Annotated in this window: 22 protein-coding genes; 13 read left to right on the forward strand and 9 right to left on the reverse strand. The window is 70.5% G+C overall.

Annotated features, from left to right (window positions below; genetic code table 11):
* Nucleotides 1-102: 102 nt before the first annotated feature.
* Entirely contained in the window at nt 103-1173 is a 1071-nt protein-coding gene (locus IFT89_RS02125) for a glycosyltransferase family 4 protein (RefSeq protein ID WP_202938081.1), read from the forward strand.
* Nucleotides 1173-2285, forward strand: a complete 1113-nt coding sequence (locus IFT89_RS02130) for a glycosyltransferase family 4 protein (protein ID WP_202938082.1) — start codon at nt 1173-1175, stop codon at nt 2283-2285. The genes IFT89_RS02125 and IFT89_RS02130 overlap by 1 nt, the downstream gene beginning before the upstream one ends.
* Here the strand turns inward: IFT89_RS02130 and IFT89_RS02135 are convergent.
* Both IFT89_RS02135 and IFT89_RS02140 read right to left on the reverse strand, forming a co-directional pair.
* Nucleotides 2171-3508 (reverse strand): hypothetical protein, encoded by a 1338-nt coding sequence (locus tag IFT89_RS02135; RefSeq protein WP_192018514.1) that lies wholly within the window; start codon nt 3506-3508, stop codon nt 2171-2173. The two genes, IFT89_RS02130 and IFT89_RS02135, sit on opposite strands and share 115 nt — an antisense overlap.
* Nucleotides 3505-4434 carry a polysaccharide pyruvyl transferase family protein gene (locus IFT89_RS02140; RefSeq protein WP_202938083.1) on the reverse strand — a complete coding sequence of 310 codons (930 nt, stop codon included), beginning with the start codon at nt 4432-4434 and terminating at the stop codon, nt 3505-3507. Before IFT89_RS02140 ends, IFT89_RS02135 begins: the two co-directional genes overlap by 4 nt.
* A gap of 141 nt (nt 4435-4575) precedes the next feature.
* Between IFT89_RS02140 and IFT89_RS02145 the strand changes: the two genes are divergently transcribed.
* Complete coding sequence (locus tag IFT89_RS02145) at nt 4576-6021, forward strand: sugar transferase (RefSeq protein WP_202938084.1); 1446 nt, start codon at nt 4576-4578, stop codon at nt 6019-6021.
* 19 nt (nt 6022-6040) lie between these two features.
* Here IFT89_RS02145 and IFT89_RS02150 read toward each other — a convergent pair whose 3' ends face one another.
* The 3 genes from IFT89_RS02150 to IFT89_RS02160 are packed head-to-tail and all read right to left on the reverse strand — an operon-like array spanning nt 6041 to nt 9988.
* On the reverse strand, nt 6041-7318 hold the full coding sequence (locus tag IFT89_RS02150; protein WP_202938085.1) for an O-antigen ligase family protein: 1278 nt from the start codon (nt 7316-7318) through the stop codon (nt 6041-6043).
* A 7-nt stretch (nt 7319-7325) separates the two neighbouring features.
* Complete coding sequence (locus tag IFT89_RS02155; protein ID WP_191941448.1) at nt 7326-8753, reverse strand: O-antigen ligase family protein; 1428 nt, start codon at nt 8751-8753, stop codon at nt 7326-7328.
* Nucleotides 8754-8809: 56 nt separating this feature from the next.
* Nucleotides 8810-9988, reverse strand: a complete 1179-nt coding sequence (locus tag IFT89_RS02160; protein WP_202938086.1) for an acyl-CoA dehydrogenase family protein — start codon at nt 9986-9988, stop codon at nt 8810-8812.
* Nucleotides 9989-10184: 196 nt separating this feature from the next.
* Between IFT89_RS02160 and manA the strand changes: the two genes are divergently transcribed.
* Complete coding sequence (manA, locus tag IFT89_RS02165; protein WP_202938087.1) at nt 10185-11384, forward strand: mannose-6-phosphate isomerase, class I; 1200 nt, start codon at nt 10185-10187, stop codon at nt 11382-11384.
* Between the two features lie 45 nt (nt 11385-11429).
* Here manA and IFT89_RS02170 read toward each other — a convergent pair whose 3' ends face one another.
* Nucleotides 11430-12410 (reverse strand): GlxA family transcriptional regulator, encoded by a 981-nt coding sequence (locus IFT89_RS02170; RefSeq protein ID WP_202938088.1) that lies wholly within the window; start codon nt 12408-12410, stop codon nt 11430-11432.
* 93 nt (nt 12411-12503) lie between these two features.
* Here IFT89_RS02170 and IFT89_RS02175 point away from each other — a divergent pair, with 93 nt between their 5' ends.
* The 5 genes from IFT89_RS02175 to IFT89_RS02195 all read left to right on the forward strand — a co-directional run bounded on the left by IFT89_RS02175 (nt 12504) and on the right by IFT89_RS02195 (nt 19080).
* Entirely contained in the window at nt 12504-12647 is a 144-nt protein-coding gene (locus IFT89_RS02175; protein WP_202938089.1) for a hypothetical protein, read from the forward strand.
* Between the two features lie 54 nt (nt 12648-12701).
* Entirely contained in the window at nt 12702-13664 is a 963-nt protein-coding gene (galE, locus tag IFT89_RS02180) for a UDP-glucose 4-epimerase GalE (RefSeq protein WP_064295220.1), read from the forward strand.
* A 186-nt stretch (nt 13665-13850) separates the two neighbouring features.
* Nucleotides 13851-14180, forward strand: coding sequence for a WhiB family transcriptional regulator (locus tag IFT89_RS02185; protein ID WP_079002812.1), 330 nt, complete (start codon nt 13851-13853; stop codon nt 14178-14180).
* Between the two features lie 111 nt (nt 14181-14291).
* The gene (locus IFT89_RS02190; RefSeq protein ID WP_194645521.1) at nt 14292-17657 is read left to right on the forward strand and encodes a glycosyltransferase family 2 protein; all 3366 of its coding nucleotides are present in this window, start codon (nt 14292-14294) and stop codon (nt 17655-17657) included.
* Nucleotides 17647-19080 (forward strand): DUF5719 family protein, encoded by a 1434-nt coding sequence (locus IFT89_RS02195; RefSeq protein ID WP_192018521.1) that lies wholly within the window; start codon nt 17647-17649, stop codon nt 19078-19080. The genes IFT89_RS02190 and IFT89_RS02195 overlap by 11 nt, the downstream gene beginning before the upstream one ends.
* Nucleotides 19081-19096: 16 nt before the next feature.
* Here the strand turns inward: IFT89_RS02195 and IFT89_RS02200 are convergent, their stop codons facing one another.
* A complete protein-coding gene (locus IFT89_RS02200) occupies nt 19097-19534 on the reverse strand; it encodes a metallopeptidase family protein (RefSeq protein WP_192018522.1) in 438 nt (145 codons plus the stop codon).
* Between the two features lie 107 nt (nt 19535-19641).
* Between IFT89_RS02200 and IFT89_RS02205 the strand changes: the two genes are divergently transcribed.
* Both IFT89_RS02205 and ahcY read left to right on the forward strand, forming a co-directional pair.
* A complete protein-coding gene (locus IFT89_RS02205; protein WP_369808449.1) occupies nt 19642-19851 on the forward strand; it encodes a DUF3499 family protein in 210 nt (69 codons plus the stop codon).
* Between the two features lie 82 nt (nt 19852-19933).
* Nucleotides 19934-21424 (forward strand): adenosylhomocysteinase, encoded by a 1491-nt coding sequence (ahcY, locus tag IFT89_RS02210; RefSeq protein ID WP_202938090.1) that lies wholly within the window; start codon nt 19934-19936, stop codon nt 21422-21424.
* 22 nt (nt 21425-21446) lie between these two features.
* On the opposite strand, the gene IFT89_RS02215 is transcribed toward ahcY, so the two are convergent.
* A complete protein-coding gene (locus IFT89_RS02215; RefSeq protein ID WP_085513390.1) occupies nt 21447-22307 on the reverse strand; it encodes an RDD family protein in 861 nt (286 codons plus the stop codon).
* 67 nt (nt 22308-22374) lie between these two features.
* Here IFT89_RS02215 and IFT89_RS02220 point away from each other — a divergent pair, with 67 nt between their 5' ends.
* Nucleotides 22375-23370: a stage II sporulation protein M gene (locus IFT89_RS02220; RefSeq protein WP_191941445.1), complete on the forward strand. Its 996-nt coding sequence runs from the start codon at nt 22375-22377 to the stop codon at nt 23368-23370.
* Between the two features lie 3 nt (nt 23371-23373).
* On the opposite strand, the gene IFT89_RS02225 is transcribed toward IFT89_RS02220, so the two are convergent.
* Nucleotides 23374-23769, reverse strand: a complete 396-nt coding sequence (locus tag IFT89_RS02225; protein ID WP_056012681.1) for a DUF5997 family protein — start codon at nt 23767-23769, stop codon at nt 23374-23376.
* A 98-nt stretch (nt 23770-23867) separates the two neighbouring features.
* Between IFT89_RS02225 and IFT89_RS02230 the strand changes: the two genes are divergently transcribed.
* Nucleotides 23868-24734, forward strand: a complete 867-nt coding sequence (locus tag IFT89_RS02230; protein WP_137243353.1) for a LysR family substrate-binding domain-containing protein — start codon at nt 23868-23870, stop codon at nt 24732-24734.
* The last annotated feature ends 22 nt before the right edge of the window (nt 24735-24756 follow it).

Below are 24756 nucleotides of genomic sequence, written 5' to 3' on the forward strand. Positions count from 1 at the left end.
TAATATATGTCATATGTTAGATGAACATCAGACTGTTCGCTGCCGGAAGCGCGCGCTGGCCACGTCGCGCCCGTTCGACGGTCGACGATCGAAGGGCGCCCCATGACCGCAACCGTTCTCCATGTCACCGATTGCTATGCGGGCGGTATTCCGGTCGCCATCGACGCGTACGTCCGGAACGCGCCCGCCGGGGTCGAACACCATCTGCTCGCCGAGGTTCCGGTGGGGGCATCGGTCGACGAGAGCCTGTTCGACCGCTTCGCGTCGGTCACCGCGCTCGGTCGGAGCCGGCTCGGTGCCGTGCGCGCGATCAGGAGCGCACGGCGTCGGACGGGCGCGGACATCGTGCACGCCCACTCGAGTTTCGCCGGTGCGTACGCCCGTGTCGCCATGCGCAGCTCGCCGCGGTCCCGCATCGTCTACACCCCGCACTGTTACGCGTTCGAGCGTGCCGACCTCCCGCGATGGAGTCGTCGAGCGTTCCGTGCCGTGGAATGGTTGCTCTCGTTCAACGTCGAGACCATCGCCGCCTGTTCCGAGGGGGAGGCGGCAACCGCGGAACGGCGCGGACCCTTGCGGCCACGGGTGGTCCACGTGCCGAACGTGGTCGCGGTTCCGCCTCCCAGCGCTCGCCGGAACGATGACCCGGACCTCCATCGGCCGCTGCGGGTCACGAGTCTCGGACGCATCGCTCCGCAGAAGGATCCGATGCGGTTCGCCGAGGCGGTCGCGTCGATCCGGTCGGGCGGGGTCGAGGTCGCTCCCGTGTGGATGGGCGGCGGCCGCGTCGACGACGTCACCCGGCTGGAGGCGGCCGGCGTCCAGGTCACCGGTTGGATCCCGCACGCCGAGGTGGGCTCGCGCCTTGCACGGAGCGACGTCTACCTCCACACTGCCGCCTGGGAAGGGTTTCCGCTCGCCGTCCTGGAGGCCGTGCAGGCCGGCGTCCCGACGCTCGTCCGCCCGATCGCCGCGTTCGGGGCGCTCCCGGACGTCCTCACCCTCGACGGCGGCCTCGAGGTGATGGTCGCCCGGAGGCTGGCCGGCCCGGAGGCGTTCGCCACCTGGGCGGAGCGGAACGTCTCCCGCTGGTCGGAACGCCTCAAGGATCACACCCCGGCCCGCCAACGGGCGGCCCTCGCCGAGGCGTACCGGATACCGCAGGTGGCCTGATGCGCGTCGCGGTCGTGCAGTGGGGTCGGACCGGGGGAGGCCCGCTCTTCGCCCAGGAACTGGCTCAGGCGCTTCAGGAGGACGGCTGCGATGTCGTCGTGTCCTATTCCCTCGACGCCGAGGTGGCGGAGCGGTTCGTCGCCCTCGGGGTGCCGTTCTTCACGATCCGCACGTATCGCGACAAGCGCGGCGCGGTGCTCGGCCTCCCGCGCCTCCTCTGGGCGGCGCTCCGGCTCGACCGCTTCCTCCGTCGGCATCGCATCGACGTCGTCGTCATCGCGATGGAGCAGCTCTGGCAGGGGGTGGTCGCGCCCGTGTTCCGCTTCGGTGGTCGTCGGAGTCTGCTCTGCGTCCATGACGCGACGATGCACCCCGGGGACTTCTCGCGGCTCGAGCACCTCCTGCGTCGTGCCGAGCGTCGGGCGACGGACGGAGCGATCGTGTTCTCCGCCCCGGTCGCCGCTGCACTCACGTCCCGTGGTGAGTTCCGCGCGGACCGTGTCCACGAGACCGTCCACGCCGCGTACCGGGTCGATGCGGGCCGTGCCGTGGTCCGGTCGACGCACCGGGAGGGCGTTCCGGTCGTCGGATGCTTCGGTCGGCTGTCGGCGTACAAGGGGCTCGGTCTCGGTGTGGCGGCGATCACCGAACTGCGGGCTCGCGGTGTCCGCGTCCGGCTTCGGGTCGTCGGGTCCGGGACCGACGACGCCCTCGCACTCCTGCACCACCCGGACGACGAACTGGAGAACCGCTGGGTCGCCCAGGAGGAGATCGTCGACGTGGTGGACGGCTTCGACATCGCCCTGCTGCCGTACACCGAGGCCAGTCAGTCCGGTGTGCTCGCCTATGCAATGGCACTCGGGGTGCCGTCCGTCGTGACGCCGGTCGGCGGACTCGCCGAGCAGGCGATCGCGTCAGGATCGGGCATCGTGGCCACGGCGGTGACGTCGACCGCGCTCGCCGACGCGCTGGAGGAGCTCCTCGCCGACGCCGGTCGTTACCAGGCGCTCTCCACGGCGGGGGTGCTCGCTGCAGCGGGTCCGTTCTCCTGGGTGCGCGTCGCAGCCGACGTGCGCGTCGCGGCAGCATCCGTCGTGCCCACGGGTCGCTGACCCCGACGGCATGCGGCGGATGTCGGCCCCCGCCGGGCTGAGGCTCCCGTCGCTCCGGGCCGCAGGCTCAGGAGGAGGCACACGGCGACGATGAGCATCGGTGTGAGATGCCGGAGGAACGAGCCGTAGTCCGGCTCGAAGATCGACTGCACGATCAGGAACGCGAGGATCGCCGCGAACAACCGGTTCTGGAACGCCGTGAGGACCGACGAGCCGCGGGGCGCTCGGATCCTCGCCGACCGGATCGCGGCGATGAGCGACCCCCAGATGGCGAGCAGGACGAGCGCCACGACCAGGTAGATCGCCCCGCCGCGGAGCATCAGCGGGATCGGGATGACGAACGAGGCGAAGGTGAGGACACTGTTGACGAACCCGGACACGGGGCCGGCACCGGGGAAGAACTGCACGATCAAGGTGTTGACCGATTCCGCGGTGCGGTGCTCGTTCACCATCAGGCGGTAGTGGTCGAGGTCGACACCGACGACCAGCGGGAAGACGACGGACAGCCCGGCGTAGAGCACCAGGATGAGCGCCAGGGTGGCTGTCCAGCCGCGCCGCGCCCGCAGTGCGAGACGGAGCGCCAGGTAGAGACCGGCCACGAGGAACCAGTACGTGCGGAAGCCCTGGGCGTACAGCAGCATCGCGGCCACCGGTACCAGCTCGGCCGGCAGGCCTCGTCCCCGGTTGACGACGAGCGCGAGGACCGCTCCCACGGTCAGCAGGTCCTTCGTGTATGCGCCGTGGTAGACGGCGGCGAGCGCGACGCAGCAGATGATGATGGCCCAGTCCACCCACTCGGCCGTCGTCGTCCGGGTGCGTGAGATCGCCACCGTCAGGACGAGCAGGTAGCTCGCGACACCGACGAGCGCGGCGAGCGTCGGCATTTCGGCGAGGCCCATCCAGCGGTAGACCGCGGCGATGAGCTGGAACGACGAGTCGGCCTCGGTGAACGTCCCCCGGTTCACGCTGATGATCGTGCCCTCGTCATTCGCGAAGTGCCCGGGCAGTCCTGGTTGTTCGGCTGCCACCCAGGCGAGCGCGAGGAGTGAGGCGATCATGAGGAGCGACCCGCCGACGAACGGACGGTGGTGCCCGCGATCGCCGATCCCGGGTGTCCGCTGGATCAGCCGATGGCGGTACTCGGTCCGGCGGGCGGCGGCGTCGGCCCGGGCGCGGGTCAGTTCCCGCCGGGTCAGGGGTTCGGAAGACTGCCGGGCGGTCACGGACGGAGCGTGTGCGGAGCGTGCTCGAACCGTAACGACGGCTGGAGCTCGCCGAACCAGGTCTCCGCGTACCTGGTCAGCTTGCGGTTGTTGTTGTCGATCGCGATGACGTGGCGTCCCATCTGCAGGGCGATCAGCATGGCGTGCAGGCGATCCGTGACGACCTCCTCGCCGCGGGAGATGAGTCGGACCGCCGCGGAGAAGCGGCGCTCCGCCCGTCGCATCCACGCCTCGTGCTCCCGCGCCATGAGCGGCTTCAGGGCCGGGTGCTTCGCCGCCCGCCAGCCGAGCCACTCGTGCGCCCGGAGGTCCAGGGGGTCGGCTGGCCAGTCGGCGCTCTCGGAGCCCGCGAGCCGACCCGAGGTCTCGTCGTCCGTCCGGGCGATGACGATGCGCCGCTGTGTCGGTTCGGGGGCGCTGATCGAGCCGAGGAGATGCACCGCGTCCGGCGAGAGGCTGAGGTCCTCGACCTCGTCGCGGAGGAGGTCGTAGGAGGTCTGGTCGCGGACGGCGACCCGCAGGTTGGGCCGGGCGGCGAACCGTCGGGAGAACGCCCGGCGGTCTGCATCCGTGGGGAACACGACCGACTGCGGTGCCTGGATGAGCAACGTGTCGGCAGGGAGGCGCTCCGCGAGGTCGTAGCGGGCTTCGCTCAGCACCGGGTAGAGGCCTCCGAGATTGCCGCCGCCCTGGATGAGGACCGGGATCGACGAGTCTCGGACCCGCTCCGGCATGCTCCCGGCGCTCGACGTGGTGCGGACCGCGATGCCGTTTTCCCGCCAGAACCGGGCCTGTCCGAGAGCGATGGCCGAGTCGCCGGAGTTCTTGTGGTCGGGGAACTGCGTGTAGTGGAGCTCGGAGACGCCTCGGTGCAATGCGGTGAACGCCGCTTCCGTGCGTCGACGCATGGTCTCGAGATAGGTCATGGCACTCCGTCCGGCCCGCTCGCATCAGCGGATATGAGTTGATGGAATACATTATGCTCGAACATCGGTCGACTCGTTTGCGACCCCAGCCGGGACCGGTCCGGCTGACTGGATCGGTCCGAACCTAGGAAGGCCACCGTCATGCCCTTCGTCGAAGCTCGACGCCTCTGGGAGCGCCGGTGCTCACGCGTGATCCTCGTCCTCGACCTCCTGGCCGTCACGGTGGCGCTCAGCGTGACCCAGCTCCTGTGGTGGGACGCGTACTGGCACGGGACCGTGCAGGTCGTCGGGTCGTTCGGACGCTTCGACCTCGGCTATCCCGCAGTCACCTTCGCGCTCGCCGTCGCGTGGTGGTCGCCCCTGGCCGCTGCCCGGTCGCGCCACCCGCGGGTCCTGGCGGACGGTTGGACGCCGTATCGACGGGTCGTCGTCGTGACGACGACGGTCTTCGGCACCGTGGCGATGGCGTCCTACCTCCTCAAGCTCGAGATCGGACGCGGGTTCCTGCTCACAGCCATGCCGCTCGGGGTCGCCCTGCTCCTGGCGGTCCGCTGGGGCGCCCGTCGACACCTCCGTGCGCGGCGGCGCGGAAGCGCGCTCGTCTACCGCACGCTGCTCGTGGGTGACCGCGACCACGCGGTGCATGTCGCCGAGCGCATGCGACGGGGCGACTGGGCAGGGCATCGGGTGGTGGGAGTCGCGACCCCGGGCATCGACGACGATGCACGCATCGCGGACGCCCCGGTCCTCGCCGGGCGGCCGTCGATCCTCGACGCCGCGATGGAGGTCCAAGCGGACACCGTGATCCTCGTCGGCCCCGCCGAACTCACCCCCGCAGATCTCCGACGCCTGGGTTGGGACCTCAGCGAGCGCGGGGTGAAGTTCATCATCGCACCGACGCTCACGGGTGTGGCCTCGACCCGCCTGTACCTGCAGGCGGTGGCCGGCATCCCGCTCATCCACGTGGACCATCTCGAGATATCCGGGGCCAAGGCTGCGGCGAAGCGGACGTTCGACATCATCGGGTCCGCGACGCTGCTCGTGCTCCTGGCCCCGGTCATGCTCGCGGTCGCGCTCGCAGTGAAGACGACGAGTCGGGGGACCGTGCTGTACCGGCAGGAGCGCATCGGTCTGCGCGGCCGCCCGTTCCGTATCCTGAAGTTCCGCTCGATGGCCGCCGACGCCGACACCGGGGCAGCCCTCGCGGTGCAGCAGCACGCGGACGAACTGCTGACGAAGGCCCCGGACAATCCGCTCGTGACGCCGATCGGACGGCTCCTCCGGAAATACTCGCTCGATGAGCTGCCGCAGCTGTTGAACGTGCTCGGTGGTTCGATGAGCCTCGTCGGTCCGAGGCCCCATCGGGGCTGGGAGGTCGAGCGCTACGACCTGCTCGCGCAGCGACGCCTCCTGGTGAAGCCGGGTATGAGCGGACTGTGGCAGGTCAGCGGGCGGTCCAACCTCTCCTGGGACGACTCGGTCGATCTCGACCTGTACTACGTGGAGAACTGGTCGGCTGCGGTGGATCTGAGGATCCTCGCGCAGACGGTGCGAGCGGTCGTCGCCCCGGGAACCGATGCACGGTGATCCGGAACCGCGGCCGGGTTCAGCGTTCGGGGAGCTTGTGCCGCCAGCTCAGCCCGCCGGCACCGATGACGGCGCAGACCACGAGGAGCAACCACCCGCCGCTCAGCAGCAGGCTGCTCTCGGCAGCGCCCGATGCGAGCAGGGTCACGACGATGAGCGCAGCCCAGACGTGCACGACGCTCCGCCGGTTGGTCGCGATGAGCCAGGTCCGCACGAGCGCCAGGCCGCCGAGGAGGAGGAACAGGGCGAGCCCGATCAGTCCGAGCTGCAGGTACACGTCCAGGTAGGCGTTCAGCGCCGAGTCGTTCGTGCGGCCGAGGCCAGCGTCGATGAACCGGTACGGGACAGCGTCGGAGACCCAGCCGCCCGTCCATCCCCAGCCGTTGATCTCGCTCGGAGCCAGGCGTCGCAGGGTCTCCTGCCAGAGTGCGTAACGCTGCTCGATCTCGAGCCCGAGACCGAGGACGCGGAACACCTCGGACCGGAAGAGGTACCCGATGAGGCCGACGAGCGCGAGGACGGTGAGGAGGACGAACTGCCAGGTGCGGCGCAGTTCCGGTCGGAGTTGTCGGAAGACGTAGAGCACTGCGGTCGCGATGCCGAGGGCCGCGGCGAGGAGCGCGACGCTCGGCGAGCGCGTGCCCAGGATGAGCCCGGCGGCGAGGGCGATGGACCCGATCGTCACCCCATGACGCACGGAACGGGTCCGCCATTCGACGACGAAGGTGACGAGACCGAGCAGGGCCGCGATGCCGAGGGCGCTCCGGCTTCCGAAGACCCCTTCCAACGGGCCACCGAAGGCGAGGTTCCCGCTGATCCCGAGGAACGGCAGCGGGGTGTCGATGAGGACGCCGCTCACGACCTCGAGGGCCAGCGAGGTGCCGAGGAGCGCGCGGAAGGCGGTGCCCGTCGCCCGGACGATCTGGATGGTGTCACGGGTCAGCGCGATCACGATGGCGATGAAGGCCCACGCGAGCTGCCCGCCGATGGCGGGCACGGTTGCGAGCGGCGTGGCGCTCCACACCAGCGACAGCGCGCTCCAGGCGAGGAACAGCAGGACTGAGATCGGCAGGAGGCCACGCCACTCGATGATGGGGAGGCGTGCGAGGAGGATGCCCGTGCCGATCGTCGCGAGGCCCACGAGCATCGCGCTGAACCCGGCGACACCGATCAGGCTCGTGACGAGGTGCTCACCGAAGGCGGTCGCGACGGCGATGGTGGCGAACGCGGCGGCCAACGGCGCAGACGACAGGACGCGCGCGGCGACGGAGAACGCGTCGAAGTCCGCCGGTCTCACGCCGGGCTCATCCGCCGACGACGTCGCGCCGGTGCGCGGGTGCGAGATCGGACGACGCGGCGACGGCGGGGATCGGCCAGGCGGGTTCCTGCTTGGTCTTCACGACGAGGAGCACGAGGAGGACCCAGCCGGACTCGATGAGCAACCGACTCTCCGCGACCGACTGCACGACGAGGGAGACCGCGATGAGGACGGGGGCGAGCGAGAGTGCCGTGTACGGACGCCGCGCGTCGAGGTCGACGCGTGGACGGTCGACGGCGAGGAACCAGGTGCGGGTCAACATGGACAGGACGACCGCGGCGAAGAGCACGAGGCCGACGACGCCGAGTTGGAACCAGACGTCGAGCCAGGCGTTGTGCGCCTGGAGCTGTCGGACGCCGCGTCGGATGACGAGGTCGGTGAAGAGCGGCTCCCACGGTGCCCACGGGCTCGAGAAACCCCAACCGAAGACCGGCCGCTGTTCGATGAGGCGCCAGACGGTCGCCCAGATGTCGAGTCGACCGGTGAGGTCCGGGCTCTTCCCGAGGAGGCCGAGGAGTTGCGTCCGGAAGACGACCGCTCCCACCGCGCCGACGACCCCGATGCCGAGGAAGCCGAGGTACACCGGTGTCCTCGCCTCCGGGCGAGGCGCCCGACGGATCGCGAGTGCAGCGGCGAGGACCACCGCCGTCACCACGGCGGCGAGCAGGATGGTGGTCGAGAAGCTCAGGAGGAACATCACGACGGAGAGACCGAGGCGGACGAGCAGGGTCCAGCGACGTTCCGGGCCGGTCAGCCTGGCTGCGCCGGGCTCGTCGCGGCGCGCCGCCAGCCGGAGCCCGAAGACGATGATCCCGAGCAGCGCCACCACGGCGAGGAGGTTGGCGTTCCCCGAGATGCCCTGGATGCGTCCTCCGGAGAACAGGAGGTCCCGCGACCAGTAGTCGAGCAGGGGCGGGTCCGCCGAGTCCCCGGCGTAGAAGTTCGGGAGGACCGGGTGCCGGATGATCGCTGCGACGACGAACTCGAAGAGGAGGGACAGTGACAGCACCCACGTCACGGCACGGCCGAGGACCCGGATGACCTCGGGCCAAGTGAAGCAGCCGGCGAGGGTCACGCCGAGGATCGTGCACAGCGCCGCACCGAGCAGGGTCGCGGCCGTGCCGCTGGGGTAGGCGGACCAGGCGAGCGACACGATCGACAGCACCCCGTAACCGACGAGCGACCACGGCACCCTGGTGCGCCGCCAGTTCGGGCGGACGACCATCAGGCACGCGAGCGCGGCGCCGCCTGAGACCAGGGCCACCGCCGTGTACCCCCAGATGGTGAAGAGGTTCGTCCAGAACGTCCCGGCGAGGACCGCGAACGTCGCGAACACCGCGACGTGCCTGACGACGAGTGCGCGTGTCGTCAGCGCTGCCGGCGGGCGGGGCGGGGCGGGTTCGGTGGACAGCATCGTGCCCCCAGGGTAGCGGCTGCGGCCGCCACCGAGGCCCTGGTCCAGCGCGGTGGTCAGACGAACGCCGCAGTGCCGGTGATGGCCCGCCCGACGATGAGCGCGTTCATCTCCCGCGTGCCCTCATAGCTGTAGAGGGCTTCGGCATCCGCGAAGAACCGGGCGGCGTGGTAGTCCAGCACGATGCCGTTCCCGCCCATGATCTCCCGTGCCCACGCGACCGTCTCGCGCATCTGCGCGGTGCAGAACGCTTTGGCGAGCGCGGAGTGCTCGTCGCGCTGGGTGCCCTCGTCGAGCATCTGCGAGACCCGGACGCACATCGCCATCGATGCCGTGATGTTCCCGAGGCACTTCGAGAGCAGGTCCTGGATCAGCTGGTGGCCCGCGATCGGCTTGCCGAACTGCACGCGCTCCTTGGCGTAGGCGACCGCCGCCTCGTACGCGCCGACAGCGACGCCGACACTCGACCAGGCGACGCCGGCGCGCGTGAGTCGCAGTACCTTCGCCGTGTCGCGGAAGGAGTTCGCGTGCTGCAGCCGGAGGCGCTCGGGGACCCGGACGTTCTCGAGGGTGATGTCGGCGTTCTGCACCATGCGCAGGCTGATCTTGCCCTCGATCTTGGTCGCGGAGTAGCCGGGGGAGTCGGTCGGCACGATGAAGCCCTTCACCTGACCGTCGGCGGTGTCCTTCGCCCAGATGATCGTGATGTCGCTGAAGGTCGCGTTGCCGATCCACCGTTTCGAGCCGGACAGGATCCAGTCGTCGCCGTCCCTCGTCGCCGTGGTGCGGAGCCCCTGTGCGCTGTCCGACCCCGATTGCGGTTCAGTGAGTCCGAAGGCACCGAGGACCTCGCCGGAGGCGAGCTTCGGGAGCCATTCGTCCTGCTGCTCCCGGGAGCCGCACTCGCTGATCGAGCCCATGGTGAGACCGTCCTGCACCCCGACGAAGGTGGAGATCGACGCGTCGATCCGGGAGAGCTCCATCGAGGCGAGGCCGCGGAACACGGCGCTGTTCTCGAACGGCGTCGTCTCCGGCCAGGCCCACCGGGCGACGTCGAGCTCGAGGAGCGGGGTGATGAGGTGCTTCGGGAACTCGGCCCGCTCCCAGTACTCGTTCACGATCGGCTTCGCCTCGGTCTCGGCCCAGGCTCGGAGGCGGGCGATGGCCTCCTGCTCGGGAGCCGTCAGAAGGCTCTCGAAGCCGTAGAAGTCGCTGGCGAGGGGTTCGAAGATCATGGTCCGTTGCTCCATTGCGTCCGCTGGCGCCGGATCGGCGTCCCGGCCAGCCTAGGCAGGTGTGCTCGGCGCGGACAACGGCTTGGTAGTTTGGTGCACGGTGCCGGGCGACCGCGTCGCACGGCTTGTAGGACGACGCCAAGCGGCCCCAGGGTCCGGCTGGCGCGTCACCCTCGTCCGTCGAAAGGGCCCCACCATGTTCGTGCCGCTCCGTGCCACTCCTCGTGACTACGCGTGGGGGTCGTCGACGGCGATCGCGGAGGTGCTCGGGTCCGAGCGCTCAGGACGTCCGGAGGCGGAACTCTGGCTCGGCGCACACCCCGGGGCGCCGACGCCGATCGCGGATCCGTCGACGGTGGGGGGACACGCCGACCTCGAGCGCTGGCTCGCCGCCGATCCCACCGCGCTCGGCGGGCACGGCTCGCTGCCGTTCCTCCTCAAGGTCCTCGCAGCGGCCCATCCGCTCTCGCTGCAGGCCCACCCCGACCTGCACCGCGCCGCCGCGGGCTTCGCCGCCGAGAACGCACGAGGGGTGCCGCTCGACGCTCCGCACCGCAACTACAAGGACGCGCTCCACAAGCCGGAACTCATCGTCGCCCTCCGGGACGGCTTCGAGGCGCTCTGCGGGTTCCGCGAGCTCGATGCGACCGATGCGCTGCTCGCCGAGCTGGTGGCCTCGGCGCCCGATCCGGCTGCTGCGGCGCGCATCACCATGCTCCGGGGGATGCTGGCCGCCCCCGACGGGCTCCGCGACACCGTGCGGATCCTGCTCGAGCAGCTCCCCGGCGGGCTGCTCGACGCCCTCGTCGTGTCCGCCGCGGCTCCCGGTTCGGGCGCGTTCGACGCCGAGCGTGCCCTGGTCGGGCGGCTCGCGCAGGAGTATCCGGGTGATCCCGGCATCGCGGTCGCCCTCCTCCTCAACCTCGTGACGTTGCGAGCAGGAGAGGCGCTGTACCTCCCAGCCGGGAACATCCACGCCTACCTCCGCGGCATCGGCGTCGAGCTCATGGCCGCGAGCGACAACGTCCTGCGCGGCGGGCTCACCCCGAAGCACGTCGACGTGCCCGAGCTGCTCGAGGTCCTGGAGTTCGAGCCGCGGCCGGTGCCGTGGCTCACCCCGACGGACCTGGGTGGGGGGCTCAGCCTCTTCGTCCCGGACGTGCCGGACTTCGAGCTGCTGCGGGTGGACCTGTCCGATGAGCCGTCCGAGCAGGAGTCGTCGTTCCGGCTCCCCGGCCCCGGGATCGCGATCGTGGTCGACGGCTCGGTGCGGATCACCGGAGCCACCTCGTCCATCGAGCTCGGTCGAGGTGGCTACGCCTTCATCACGCCCGACGAGGCGGAGCTGCGCTTCTCCGGGACCGGGACCCTGTTCCTGGCGACGACCCAGGCCTGACCACCCAGGCCGGACCGCCCGGCCGGGTGGTCCGGTCCACCCAGCTCAGGCGCTCTCCCGCACCCCGAAACTCCGCCGGTAGGCGGCGGGCGTGGTGCCGAGGACGCGGTCGAAGTGATGACGGAGGACCGCCGCGGTGCCGAACCCGGTGTCCGCCGCGATGCGCTCGACACCGTGGTCGGTCCGTTCGAGCATCTCCTGGGCTCGGAACAGGCGTTGCCGGTTCAGCCAGGCCGCCGGCGTGCTGCCGAGCTCCGAGCGGAAGCGGCGTGCGAAGGTCCGCTCGGACATGTGCGCCTGCCGCGCGAGGCGCCCGATGGGCAGGTCCTCGGCGAGGTGGTCGAGCATCCAGTCGACCACCGGGGCGAGGGACTCGCACTGCTGCGCCGCGACGGGGGAGAGGACGTACTGCGCCTGACCGCCGTCACGCTGTGGCGGGACGACCATCCGGCGGGCGATGACGTTTGCGCTCGCCGCGCCGTACTCCTGTCGTACCAGGTGCAGACACGCGTCGATGCCGGCAGCGGTCCCCGCGCCCGTGATGACCTTGCGGTCCTCGACGAACAGCACGTCCGGGTCGACGGTGGTGCCCGGGAACATCGTCTGCTGCTCGCTGGTGTACATCCAGTGGGTCGTGCTGCGCCGACCGTCGAGCAGCCCGGCCTGACCGAGGACGAACGACCCGCTGCACACGCTGAGGACCCAGGCACCCCGTGCCTCCGCCGCTCGGAGGACGTCGAGGTAGGCCTCGTCGACCGCTCCGGCACGCGATCCACCACGACCGGTGATCACCACGAGGTCCGCCTCGGCCGCGAACGACAGGTCGTCGTCGACGATCATGTCGAAGCCCCGCGCACCGTCGTCGCTCAGGTTCATCCGGACCGGTCCAGGGTCCTTCGTGACGATGCGGAGGTCGAAGGCGGGACCGCCCTGGTCCGACCGGTCGATGCCGAAGACCTCACAGACGACGCTGAACTCGAACGGTTGCAGCCCCGGGATGGCGAGCAGGGCGACCTTCGACAGCATGGGACCTCCGGATGATCGATTTGGCAGGAATGTGCTGCTTTGCGTCCATCCTGCCACTGGTGGCAGTTTTTCGCCATTCCTAGAGTTTCAGACATGTCCATCATCGCACTCGTCGTCGGCATCATCATCGTCCTCACCGCGGTCGTCGCTTCCGCCGCGACCCTCCGTGTCGTCCTGACCGACGGCTATCGCCGTGTCCCCAGCCGTGCCGGCGCACGACGCACGCGCCTCCAGTAGTCTGGTCACTCCGTCTGCAGCACGGCAGGTGGAGGACTCCCTGGAGGAAACATCGTGGCGTGGCTGGTGACGGGCGGAGCCGGATACATCGGAGCCCATGTGGTTCGGGCCTTCCAGGCGGAGGGGATCGACGTCGTCGTCCTCGACGACCTGTCGAGCGGGCACGAGCGCTTCGTCCCGGCCGGAGTGCCGTTCGTCCGCGGAACCCTGCTCGACGGCTCGGTCCTCGAGCGCACCTTCTCCGAGTTCGAGCTGAGCGGCGTCGTCCATGTCGCCGGGTACAAGTACGCGGGTGTCTCCGTGCAGCGCCCACTCCACACCTATGCCCAGAACGTCACGGCCACCGCGATGCTGCTCGCCGCGATGGAGGAGCACCGGGTGGAGCGCATCGTCTTCTCGTCGAGCGCCGCGGTGTACGGGACCACGGACGTCGACCTGGTCACCGAGGACACCCCGAAGGCCCCTGAGTCGCCCTACGGCGAGTCCAAGCTCATCGGCGAGTGGCTGCTCCGCGACCAGGGTGTCGCGACCGGGCTTCGCCACACCTCGTTGCGGTACTTCAACGTCGTCGGCTCCGGGACGGACGAGGTCTACGACACGAGCCCGCACAACCTCTTCCCCCTCGTCTTCGACGCGCTCCTCGCCGGACGCACGCCCCGCATCAACGGCGACGACTACCCCACGCCGGACGGCACCTGCGTCCGCGACTACCTGCACGTCGCGGATCTCGCGGCCGCGCACGTCGCCGCGGCCAAGCGGCTCGATGCGGGTGAGCCCCTCGAGGCGGCGTACAACCTCGGGAGCGGCGACGGGTCGAGCGTCGGCGAGATCATGACCGCGATGGCGGAGGTGACCGGGATCGACTTCACCCCCGAGATCATGCCGCGGAGGGCGGGCGACCCCGCACGGATCGTCGCGTCCGGCGCGCTCGCAGCGCGCGACCTCGACTGGCGGATGCGACACGATCTGCGCCAGATGGTGGAGAGTGCATGGCGGGCCAGGCGCGCCGCCGACTGACGTCGCGCGGCCGCACGATCCGCCCCGACGTGCCCCGACACCCAGTTCGGGTCACACTCGGCGCGTCGCGAACCCTCACCTCGCGATTGAGGCTTTACGATGTGCGACTTGACTCGACCATAACTACAAGGGTGTAATTATGTATCGCGCCGCGTGGCGCAGGGTACGAGTAGGTGGGGAGACGGTATGGCGATTCCTGAGTATCGTGCCGGAGTACCCGACGACTGGTTCGTCGATCCGGTCAATCTGGGAGTCCCCGGCGTCCGTCAGCCCGCTGCGGAGGGCGAGGACGACACCCAGCTCTCCTGGCAGACCGATGCGCTGTGCGCGCAGACCGACCCCGAGGCGTTCTTCCCCGAGAAGGGTGGATCCACGCGCGACGCGAAGCGGATCTGCACCAGCTGCGACGTCAAGTCGCAGTGCCTGGAGTACGCGCTCGCGAACGACGAGCGCTTCGGCATCTGGGGCGGCCTCTCCGAGCGCGAGCGCCGGAAGCTGCGCAAGCGCGCCGTCTGACGCTTCCTCGAACGCTGGCCGAACCGCTCCCGGCTCACCGGAACGCCCCCGATTCGGGGCGCGCCCGCTCGGTTCCCGCTCTTCCGGCCGGACCCGCTTAGTCTGAATCCGATGTCTCCCCGAGTAACGGCGATTCTCGTGGTGCGCGACGGCTCAGAGCCGCTCGCACGCACGCTCGACGCCCTCCGTGCCCAGACCCGTCCGGCGGACGGGATCATCGCCGTCGCCACCCGCGCGAGTGAGGCGACGATCGAGGAACTCGGTCGCGTCCCCGGCATGAAGCTCGTGACCTCGACCGAGGACCTCAGCTTCGCGCAGGCCGTGGCCGCCGGCGTCCGCGTCACCGATCAGCCGGAGGACGCCGAGCAGATGCTTTGGTTGCTCTCCGAGGACACGGCTCCCGAGCCGACGGCGCTCGCCGCCCTGTTGGGCGCCCTCGAGGTCTCGCCGTCCGTCGGTGTGGCCGGCCCGAAGATCCTCGACTGGGACGACGCGTCGTTCCTCCGTCGCTACGGCGAGACGATCACCACCCTCGGGGCGGCGGTCCCGGTGGTCGAGGACGAGCTCGACCAGGCCCAGCACGACACGATGAACGACGTGATGGCGGTCGGTCCGGCCGGCATGCTCGTGCGCCATCAGCTGTGGGACCGGTTGGGCGGCTTCGACCAGGCCCTCGTCGCGGACGACGCCCTCGACTTCTGCATCAGGACCCGCCTCGCGGGCTACCTGGTCGCGGTCGTGCCGACGGCGCGTGTCGCCTCAGCCGGCGAAGGCATCGCCGGACCCTCCTGGTCGAACCGGCTCGGCGCGCGTCGCCGTCGCCACCGCCAGGCCCGCGCCGCACAGCTCCACCGTCGCCTCGTCTATGCGCCGGGGATCATGGTCCCGGTGCACTGGCTCAGCCTCGTGCCCCTCGCCATCCTGCGGGTCATCGGCCACTTCGTGAAGAAGCAACCCGAGCTCGTGCTGGGCGAGCTCTCGGCGGCGTTCGCCGTCGCGTTCTCCGGGACGAAGGTCGGGAGTGCGCGGCGCCAGCTCGCGAAGAACCGCACCTTGGGCTGGTCGAGTATCGCCGGCCTGCGGATGCGACTCGACGAGGTCCGACGCAAACGCGCGCTCGCGCGGGAGGCGACGCAGATCGGCTTCATCGGTGAGGAACGCGACCTTCGCTTCTTCTCCGGCGGAGGCGCCTGGGTCGTCCTCGCGACGGCGGTCATCGGAGCGGCGATCCTCGCTCCGCTCCTCGGAGCCACGTACCTCACCGGCGGGGGACTCCTCCCGCTCTCGGCGACGGTCGGCGAACTCTGGCAGCACATCGGCTTCGGGTGGCGCGACGTCGGTCTCGGCTTCGTCGGTGCCGCCGACCCGTTCAGCGCGGTCCTCGCAGTGCTCGGGACCATCACCTTCTGGCAGCCGTCCTTCTCCCTGGTCCTCCTCTTCCTGCTCGCACTGCCGCTCTCGGCGCTCGGCGCCTGGTTCGCTGCCACCCGGCTCACGGAGCGCAGCGGTCCTCGAGCGGTGGCGGCGCTGCTCTGGGCGCTCGCCCCGACGCTCCTGACCGCACTCGCCGATGGACGTCCCGCGGCCGTCATCGTCCATGTCCTGCTGCCCTGGCTGTTCTACGCGGGTGTGGTCGCGTCCCGGTCGTGGGCCGCAGCCGGCACGAGCGCCTTCCTGTTCGCCGCGATCGTCGCGAGCTCGCCGTCCCTCGCCCCGGCGTTGCTCGTCATCTGGGTCGTCGCGATGGTCTTCGCCGGTCGTGGTGTCGCCAGGGTCGGCCTCGTCCCGATCCCCGCCATCGCGCTGTTCGCTCCGCTCATCTGGCAGCAGGGGCTCCACCGGAACAACTGGCTCGGAATCCTCGCCGACCCCGGTGTCGCGACGCCTGCGACCGCGGCGTCCGGCTGGCAACTGTCCCTCGGCTTCCCCGGCGGCAGCCTGGGTGGATGGAGCCAGCTCGGTGCAGCGCTCGGACTGCCGGGTGCGGCTCCCGCCATCGTGGTGCCCGCGCTGCTCGCGCCGCTCGCGATCCTCGCTCTGCTGGCCCTGTTCCTCCCGGGGTCCCGACGGGCCGTCCCGTTGCTCATCGCGGCGTTCCTCGGACTCGTGTCGGCCGTGTTCGCCACGCATCTCCTCCTCGCCTCGGCCGCCGGAACGGCCGTCCCCGTCTGGGCCGGCGCGGCGATCAGCCTGTACTGGCTCGGGATCGTGGGTGCTGCGACCCTCGGCCTCGACCGCATCCCACGGTTCCGGGCGGTTCCGGCGCTGGTCATGGTCCTCGCCGCCGCGGTGATCGCCCTCCCACTCGCCCTCGCCCAGCCTCTCGGCACCTCGGTGGTCCGTGAGAGCTCCGGTCGCCAGCTGCCCGCCTACGTGACGGCCGCGACGCAGACCGATCCTCGGCTCGGCACCCTCGTCATCACCCCCGGCGACGACGGGACCATCACCGCGGTCGTCATCCGTGGCCAGGGGGAGACGCTCGACGGCCAGTCGACCATCGCCCAGACGGCCCCCGGCGTGTCCTCGGACGACCGCGTCGTCGCCGAGCTCGCCGGCAACCTCGCGTCGCAGAGCGGACTGGACCCGACGGAGACCCTCGTCGAGCACGGTATCGCCTTCGTACTGCTGTCGCCGGTCGCCGACGGCGAGGAGCAGACGGTGGCGGGTCAGACCGCCGGTCGTGCGGCGAGTGCGCTCGACGCCAACGCGGCGCTGGTCGCCGTCGGTGACACGACGAGCGGCACACTCTGGCGCACCGTCGCGGACGTCGGCACCGGTCCCGAGCTCCCGACGTCGAATGTGCTCGGCACCCTCATCGGTGTCGGTCTTGGCGTCGTGTTCCTCATCACCCTGCTCCTGAGCATCCCCAACGGTGCGTCCCGCGACGGATACCGCGCGGGATCCCGGAAGCCCGTGAAGCTGAAGGGTCGTGCTGCTCGCAAGGCGGCCGCGTCCGGGGCGACGGTCGCGGTGATCGACGACGAGGCGACCGGCACGTACGACGACGAGGAACCGACCGCCGATCTCGACGACGAGGCGGAGGGTTCCGAGTCTGCCGACACCACCGACGCGTCGACCCGCCCGTCCAAGCCGCGTTGGTGGCGTCGGGGGCAGGCCTCCTCCGCTGAGGCGCCCGTGCCCGCGGCGGTGACTGCCGAACCAGCCGATGACGCCGAGTCCGTCGACGACCGTGCATCGACCGTCGACACCGGGTCGGCCGACGACACCGTCGCTCGCGATGGAACCGTGCCGGTCACGGACGACACCGTCGACACGGACCGCGACGTGACCGGGTCGACTCCAGACGCCGACGCGGACGCGAACACCACAGCCGACCAGGTCCCCGACGAACCGGCGGTCGCCGCGCGCGATGCCGCCGTGCCAGATCCGGATCCGAGCGACTCGACCGAGACGACGCCGGATCCCGACACCACCCGCCGGGACACCCCGGGAACGGAGCAGCCGCATGCCCAGTAAGCGCGGAGTCGCCATCACCTCCGGTCGGATCGTCACAGGCCTCGTCGGGATCGGGATCGCCGCGGTCACGATCGCAGCGGCCGGGCAGCTGCCCCTCCCGACGGTGGAGATCGCCCCTCAGGACATCCGAGTCACCCCGGTGGCCGGCGACCAGTCGGTCGTGTGCCCGGGGCCGCTGCTCGCCCTGGCCCAGGACGCGACAGCCGCGACGGCAGCCGGCTCCTTCGGCCCGGCGAGTGTCGACTTCGGAGCGAACGGGGTGACGCCCACGACGAGTGAGCTCGCCGCACCCGACAACACGAGCGGCGCGGCGGACGGCGGACCCACGGTGATCACCGTCCCCGGCGCGACCGACGGGACGGTGACGCCCCTGAGCGGTGCGCAGTCGCAGATCGCCGCCGAAGCCGAGGTCGCCGGCCTGGCCGCCGCCGCCTGCACGCCGGCATCGGCCGAGAGCTGGCTCGTCGGCGGATCGAGTGACATCGGTCGCACCACGCTGGTCCTCCTGAGCAATCCGTCGGCCGTCGATGCGAACGTGACCCTCGAGGTCTTCGGCGCCGCCGGGCGGATCGACGCTCCGGGTGCCGCCGGGATCGTCGTCGCCACCGGCACGCAGCGGGTGATCGCCCTCACCGGCCTCGCACCCAACGAGCCGACCCCGGTCGTGCACGTGACGAGCGAGGGCGGCCAGGTGGTGGCCGCGCTCCAGCAGAGCACGGTCCGCGTCCTGACCCCCGGTGGTGTCGAGGTCCAGGGGCCGACCGCGTCGCCGTCGACCGACCTCGTGATCCCGGGCGTCGTCGTCACGGCCCCGGCGGCCGCCGGGGCGAGCTCCGACACGGCGTCCGTCGACGACCGGGCGACGGCCCTCAGACTGTTCGCGCCGGGATCCGAGCCCGCCGACGTCGTCATCACCGCCACCCGAGAGAACGCGAAAGACGAGCCGATCGTCATCGACGCGACCATCCAGCCGGGAGTTCCCGGTGAGATCGCGCTCGCCGAACTCCCGGCCGGTGAGTTCTCGCTGGAGGTCACCTCGACCCGACCCGTGGTCGCGGCGGCCAGGACGAACTCGCGCGGCGGAACGCTCGAGGACTTCGCCTGGTTCGGAGCGACACCCGCTCTCGACGACACCGCAGCCTTCACGGTCCCCACCGGGCCGGGGCAGAAGCTCCACGTCTTCAACCCGTCTGGCTCCGAGGCCGAACTCACGCTGACGGGGGCTGACGGCAAGGAGACCACGACGAAGGTCGGAGCCGGAGCGGCGGTGACGATCGGCGTCGGCGCCGGTCAGAGCTACGTCCTCGCCGGGGCCGACGGCCTCCACGCCTCGATCAGTCTCTCTGCGGCGGGGCGGCTCACGTCGCTGCCGGTCACACCGCCGAACCCGCTGGCGGCACCGATCAGCGTCTACCCGCGCTGACCGCGGCGGCCTCGGGTCAGAGGAACCGGTAGCGTTCCGGCCCGAGGTCCCAGGGGTCCTTTCCGAGGAGCTCGGCGACGGCGCGGAACACGCAGCTCTCCACCATCATGCGCTGATGCAGCTCGTCGTTCCGGTGGAGCTTGCTCATCCGCTGGATGGGCAACCGGTACAGGATGATCCGTCGGCGTGCTCGGTCGACGAACCAACGGTCGACGCCGTCCGTCCCGGAGTTCTGCGCGGGCATCGCGCCGACCTCGAACCGGACGTCGGCGAGTTCGGCGGGCCAGGCTCCGCGGAGGTAGTCGGCGGTGGTGGCGACCGTCAGGTCGAACTGGTCGATGCGAGTGTCGATCGGTGGAACGTCCGGTCCGACGACGCTCGAACGACCGTTGCGACCGTGCCGTGATCGGCGGCGCGAGAGGGCGCCTCGCGTCTCCTCGTCAGCCAGCGCCATGCGTCCAGTCTAGGTGTCGTCGGCGGCCCGGTTCAGACCCGCTCGACCGGCGAGCCGGACGGTGCCGCCGTCGCCCGCGGGCTACGCTGGGGCAAATGGTGGACAGGATGTGTTCGAAGGTCGGCTGCTCGCGCGAGCCCGTGGCGACGCTGACCTACGACTACCGTGACTCGATGGCCGTCCTCGGTCCGCTGAGCATCGAGAAGAGCCCGCACAGCTACGACCTCTGCTCCATCCACGCCGTGCGGCTGAGCGTGCCGCAGGGCTGGAGCGTCGTGAAGCACAGCGTCCTCGGCGACGTCGGCTACGGTTCCTGACCAGCGGCATCCCACCACGCCGTGCCGATCTCGGGGCCGACATGAAGGTCCACGACGCGTGACGGTCTGCGAGAATGGCGTCATGAGTTCTTCCGCACCGTCTGCCCCCACGACCACCCTGCCCTTCAAGGTGGCCGACCTGTCACTCGCCGAGGCCGGCCGACACCAGCTCCGCCTCGCCGAGAACGAGATGCCCGGCCTGATGGCCCTCCGCGAGGAGTTCGGCGCGAGCCAGCCCCTCGCCGGCGCCCGTATCGCCGGTTCGCTGCACATGACGGTGCAGACCGCGGTGCTCATCGAGACGCTCGTCGCGCTCGGTGCCCAGGTCCGCTGGGCGAGCTGCAACATCTTCTCGACCCAGGACGAGGCGGCGGCCGCCGTCGCCGTCGGTCCGCACGGGACCGTCGAGGCACCGGCCGGTGTGCCGGTCTTCGCCTGGAAGGGCGAGACGCTCGAAGAGTACTGGTGGTGCACCGAGCAGATCTTCGACTGGTCGACCGAGGCGGCCACGGCCGGCGCCGAGTGGACCGGCCCCAACCTCATCCTCGACGACGGTGGCGACGCGAGCATGCTCGTCCACCAGGGCCGTCGGTTCGAGCTGGCGGGAGCGGTCCCCGACACGACGGACGCCGACAGCCACGAGTACAGCATCGTCCTCGACGTGCTCCGTCGCTCGCTCGCCGGCAGCAGCGACCGTTGGACGAAGGTCGCCGCCGACATCCTCGGCGTGACCGAGGAGACCACAACCGGTGTCCACCGCCTCTACGAGCTGGCGAAGCAGGGTGAGCTGCTGTTCCCCGCGATCAACGTGAACGACTCGGTCACGAAGAGCAAGTTCGACAACAAGTACGGCATCCGGCACTCGCTGCCGGACGGCCTCAACCGCGCGACCGACGTGCTCATCGGTGGCAAGGTCGTCTTCGTCGCAGGCTACGGCGACGTCGGCAAGGGCGCGGCCGAGGCCCTCCGCGGCCAGGGCGCTCGGGTCATCGTCTCCGAGGTCGACCCGATCTGCGCCCTCCAGGCGTCGATGGACGGCTTCCAGGTCGCGACCCTCGAGAGCGTCGCCGACCAGGTCGACATCATCGTGACGTGCACCGGCAACTTCAACGTCGTCACCCTCGATCACATCCTCGCGCTCAAGCACCTCGCGATCGTCTCGAACGTCGGGCACTTCGACAACGAGATCGACATGGCCTCGCTCGAGGCGCTCGAGGGGGCCGAGAAGATCGAGATCAAGCCCCAGGTCCACGAGTGGCGCCTCCCCACGGGGCGCAGCGTTCTCGTGCTGAGCGAGGGACGCCTCATGAACCTCGGGAACGCGACGGGGCACCCCTCGTTCGTGATGAGCAACTCGTTCACGAACCAGGTGCTCGCACAGCTCGAGCTCTGGACGCGGATCGAGGAGTACCCGATCGGCGTGTACGTGCTGCCGAAGCACCTCGACGAGAAGGTCGCACGCCTGCACCTCGACGCGCTCGGCGTGCAGCTGACGACGCTTACGGGCGAGCAGGCCGACTACATCGGCGTGCCGGTCGAGGGCCCGTACAAGGTCGACCACTACCGCTACTAGGCGGTGCCGCCGGTTCCCCGCCTCAGCGGTCGGGGAACCGGTGCGGCTGACCGCTCAGCACCGGCTGGAGGAGTGACAGGCGCTGACGGGCCGCGAGCTGGGCCTGGTACTCGCGCTCCCGGCGGATGACGGAGACCCCGACGAGGAACGCCTCCGGCGGAGCGATCGGCAGGGGCGACACGAATCGGGACACCTCTGCCGCGAGTTCGGCCGCCAATCGGGTCCTCGTGGCCGGGGTCAGTGAGCCGGCCTGCTTGAGGAACTGGGTGACGCGCCGCGCCAGCGGGTCGGGCAGTCGGGCCACGTCGGCGCCGCCGGCCCAGGCGGCGAGCTGCGGCGGGATCATCGCGACGGGCTCCACCACCCGCGGCAGACGCTCACGTTGACTGTAGGTCCCGGCGAGCACGTCGCCCAGACGCTTCGAGCGAGCACTGAGCAGGCCGGTGAGTGCGGCGATGCCGCCGGCTGTGGCGTAGATCTCGAAGTACCCGGTGAGGGCACGGATGAACGCGTGCCGGAAGCCGGGTGCACCCCCGTCGTCCCGGACGATGCGGGCACCGACGACCAGTCTGCCGAGCGACCGTCCGCGGGTGGCGATCTCGACCGCTGCCGGCAGGACGACGAGGCAGAGCACCGTCAGGCCGAGCACGATGGCGGTGAACATCGCGGTGTCCATGGCGACCCCGGACAGGATCCAGGAGAACATCGCGAGCATGAGGCCGACGAACACGAGGATCGACACCACGTAGTCGATGATGGCGCCCGCCGCGCGCAGGATGAATCCGGTGGGCCGCACGTCGAGGGCGACCGCCTCGCCGGTGATCAGCTCGGTGCCGTCGTCCAGCGTCGTCTCGTGCAGCGGGACCCGGGCCGGTTCGGACATGTGCTCCATTCAAGCAGATGCGCGGGGGACCGGCCATGGAGCGCCACCAACGCGTAGCATGGCTGCGATGGACCTCGACGCCTACTCCGCAGCCCACCGCCAGGAATGGGACCGCCTCGACGCGCTCGGCAAGCAGCGGTTCTTCAGCGGGCCGGAGGCCGATGAGCTGATCGACCGCTACCAGGCCGGAGCGACCCAGCTCTCCGCGATCAAGACGACGGCCGGATCGACCCTCGTCGGCGACCGCCTCTCGGTGTCGCTGTCGCGGGCGCGCCTCCGGTTCACCGGCGCCAGCGCGAACGTGTTGTCGAGTGTCCCGCGGTTCTTCGTCCTGGCGCTGCCGGCCGCGCTCTACCGGGTCCGGTGGGTGACCCTCGCGGTCGCGGTCGCGACGGTCGTCATCGCGACCCTCTACGCCGTGTGGATCGCCGGCAACCCGCAGGTCCTCGCGAACCTCGGTACCGACGCCCAGCTCAAGCAGTACGTCGAGGACGACTTCGTCGCCTACTACTCCAACAACCCGGCGGCGAGCTTCGCCGGTCAGGTGTGGACCAACAACGCGTGGATCGCAGCGCAATGCGTCGCGTTCGGCATCAGCGGTGTCTGGGTCCCGTACATCATCGTCACCAACGCCCAGGGGGTCGGGCAGGCCGCAGGGGTGATGTTCGCCTACGGCAAGGGCGACGTGTTCTTCGAGTACATCCTCCCGCACGGCATGCTCGAGCTCACGGCGGTGTTCGTCGCGGCGGCGGCGGGTCTCCGCATTTTCTGGGCCTGGGTGGCACCGGGGCCACGGACGAGGGGCCAGGCGCTTGCCGAGGAGGGCCGAGCGCTGTTCACGATCGCCATCGGGCTGGTGATCGTGCTCTTCGTCTCGGGGCTCGTCGAGGGCTTCGTGACGCCGGCACCGTGGCCGTGGGCGGTCAAGATGCTCATCGGCGGGGGAGCGCTCGCCGCGTTCCTGAGCTACATGTGCTGGTGGGGCGGTCGCGCGTACCGCTCGGGGGAGCGCGGCGACCTGGCTGAGTTCGAGGCCGGCGCGAAGCGGATCGTCGCCGGCTGACGGCTACTCGCCGGCTTCGGATCGTGCGCGGCGCTCGGCGTTCCTGGCGTTGACCCGGGCGTTCTCGGCGTTCACCTCGGCGTGGACGGCGCGCTCCTGCACGAGCCAGGCAGGCAGCGTGCGGAGGAGCTCCTGAATCTGTTCGGTGGTCAACGCCTCGGTGATCTCGGCGCGGGCCAGACCGGAGGTCGACACGCCCAGCTTGCGGGCGACGACGTCGCGCGGGTGCGGTCCGTTCTTGCGGAGCTCGACGAGCCAGTCCGCCGGGTTCGCCTGCAGTTCGAGGAACGCCGACCGCGTGATCGGCTCCTCCTGGAACGACGCCGGGGTCGCCGGCAGGTAGACCCCGAGCTTCTTCGCCGCGGTCGCCGGTTTCATGATCTGTTCGCTCGCACCCATTCGCTCAGCGTACCTCGCTGCGGTGTCCTCGCCCAACCGGCCGGATCACCCGTCGACTGAGCTGCAGTAGTGTGGCAAGCCGAGCAGTGGAGGCTTCGATGGACAGGCAGGACGACCAGGTCGACGGGATCGAGGTCGGCGACGACGGGATCGGTGCCGACACGGTGCCGGAGATCGTCCCGCCGGCGCTGACCGTCGCCTACGCGCGCGGTGTGAACCCGGGGAAGTGGGCGCGCATCTGGAGCGAGCGCCGTCCGGAGGACGAACTCCGCCTGATCCGAGTGGACCTCGACGAGCAGCGAGCGGTCCTGGCCTCCGGTGCGGCGGACGTCGTGCTCGCCCGGGTCCCGATCGACCAGGACGGGCTGAACACGATCTCCCTGTTCGAGGAGCTCCCCGTCGTCGTCTTCGCCAAGGGCGCTGCCCTCGGAGCCGAGGACACGGTCGGGATGGCCGCGCTCGCCGACGAGCAGCTGATCATGACGCCGCTCGTCCTCGAATGGGCCGAACGTGCCGCCGTACTCGGGTTCGACGCCCCGGCGGCCCCGTTGACCGACGACCCGGAGGCAGCGGTCGAACTGGCCGCGTCCGAGGTCGGGATCGTCGTGGTCCCGCAGTCGGTCGCGCGACTGCACCAGCGGAAGGACGTGGAGTACCGTCCGATCGTCGGTCTTCCATCGATCCCGGTCGTGCTGGTCTGGCCGCAGGACCGCGAGGACGAAGCCGTGGAGGAGTTCATCGGCATCGTGCGCGGACGCACGGCCAACAGCTCGCGACGGTCCGCCCCGACCGAGCAGGCCGCCGCTCCTGCACCGCAGCAGGCTGCGAGACGACGGAAGAAGCCGAAGGCCGGTTCGACCCAGGGCACCGCCGCCGGGACGAGCCGAGGCGCCCAGCTCGCCGCGCGGAAGGCCAAGCAGGAGGAGCTCGCCCGGGAACGCCGCAAGAAGCGCAAGGGCCGCTGATCCGTCCTCCCGGGTCCCGCCG

This window comes from Plantibacter sp. CFBP 13570 (assembly GCF_014841395.1).
In the GTDB taxonomy this organism is placed as follows: Bacteria; Actinomycetota; Actinomycetes; order Actinomycetales; family Microbacteriaceae; genus Plantibacter; species Plantibacter auratus.

Bases quoted from the DNA above. Each gene is read 5' to 3' on its own strand.
- IFT89_RS02195 (WP_192018521.1), top strand. From the start codon at position 17,647: ATGCCCAGTAAGCGCGGAGTCGCCATCACCTCCGGTCGGATCGTCACA.
- manA (WP_202938087.1), top strand. From the start codon at position 10,185: ATGTTCGTGCCGCTCCGTGCCACTCCTCGTGACTACGCGTGGGGGTCG.
- IFT89_RS02160 (WP_202938086.1), bottom strand. From the start codon at position 9,988: ATGATCTTCGAACCCCTCGCCAGCGACTTCTACGGCTTCGAGAGCCTT.
- IFT89_RS02155 (WP_191941448.1), bottom strand. From the start codon at position 8,753: ATGCTGTCCACCGAACCCGCCCCGCCCCGCCCGCCGGCAGCGCTGACG.
- IFT89_RS02220 (WP_191941445.1), top strand. From the start codon at position 22,375: ATGGACCTCGACGCCTACTCCGCAGCCCACCGCCAGGAATGGGACCGC.
- IFT89_RS02200 (WP_192018522.1), bottom strand. From the start codon at position 19,534: ATGGCGCTGGCTGACGAGGAGACGCGAGGCGCCCTCTCGCGCCGCCGA.
- IFT89_RS02170 (WP_202938088.1), bottom strand. From the start codon at position 12,410: ATGCTGTCGAAGGTCGCCCTGCTCGCCATCCCGGGGCTGCAACCGTTC.
- ahcY (WP_202938090.1), top strand. From the start codon at position 19,934: ATGAGTTCTTCCGCACCGTCTGCCCCCACGACCACCCTGCCCTTCAAG.
- IFT89_RS02130 (WP_202938082.1), top strand. From the start codon at position 1,173: ATGCGCGTCGCGGTCGTGCAGTGGGGTCGGACCGGGGGAGGCCCGCTC.
- IFT89_RS02185 (WP_079002812.1), top strand. From the start codon at position 13,851: ATGGCGATTCCTGAGTATCGTGCCGGAGTACCCGACGACTGGTTCGTC.
- IFT89_RS02230 (WP_137243353.1), top strand. From the start codon at position 23,868: ATGGACAGGCAGGACGACCAGGTCGACGGGATCGAGGTCGGCGACGAC.
- IFT89_RS02225 (WP_056012681.1), bottom strand. From the start codon at position 23,769: ATGGGTGCGAGCGAACAGATCATGAAACCGGCGACCGCGGCGAAGAAG.
- IFT89_RS02140 (WP_202938083.1), bottom strand. From the start codon at position 4,434: ATGACCTATCTCGAGACCATGCGTCGACGCACGGAAGCGGCGTTCACC.
- IFT89_RS02125 (WP_202938081.1), top strand. From the start codon at position 103: ATGACCGCAACCGTTCTCCATGTCACCGATTGCTATGCGGGCGGTATT.
- IFT89_RS02175 (WP_202938089.1), top strand. From the start codon at position 12,504: ATGTCCATCATCGCACTCGTCGTCGGCATCATCATCGTCCTCACCGCG.
- IFT89_RS02190 (WP_194645521.1), top strand. From the start codon at position 14,292: ATGTCTCCCCGAGTAACGGCGATTCTCGTGGTGCGCGACGGCTCAGAG.
- IFT89_RS02205 (WP_369808449.1), top strand. From the start codon at position 19,642: ATGTGTTCGAAGGTCGGCTGCTCGCGCGAGCCCGTGGCGACGCTGACC.
- IFT89_RS02145 (WP_202938084.1), top strand. From the start codon at position 4,576: ATGCCCTTCGTCGAAGCTCGACGCCTCTGGGAGCGCCGGTGCTCACGC.
- IFT89_RS02215 (WP_085513390.1), bottom strand. From the start codon at position 22,307: ATGTCCGAACCGGCCCGGGTCCCGCTGCACGAGACGACGCTGGACGAC.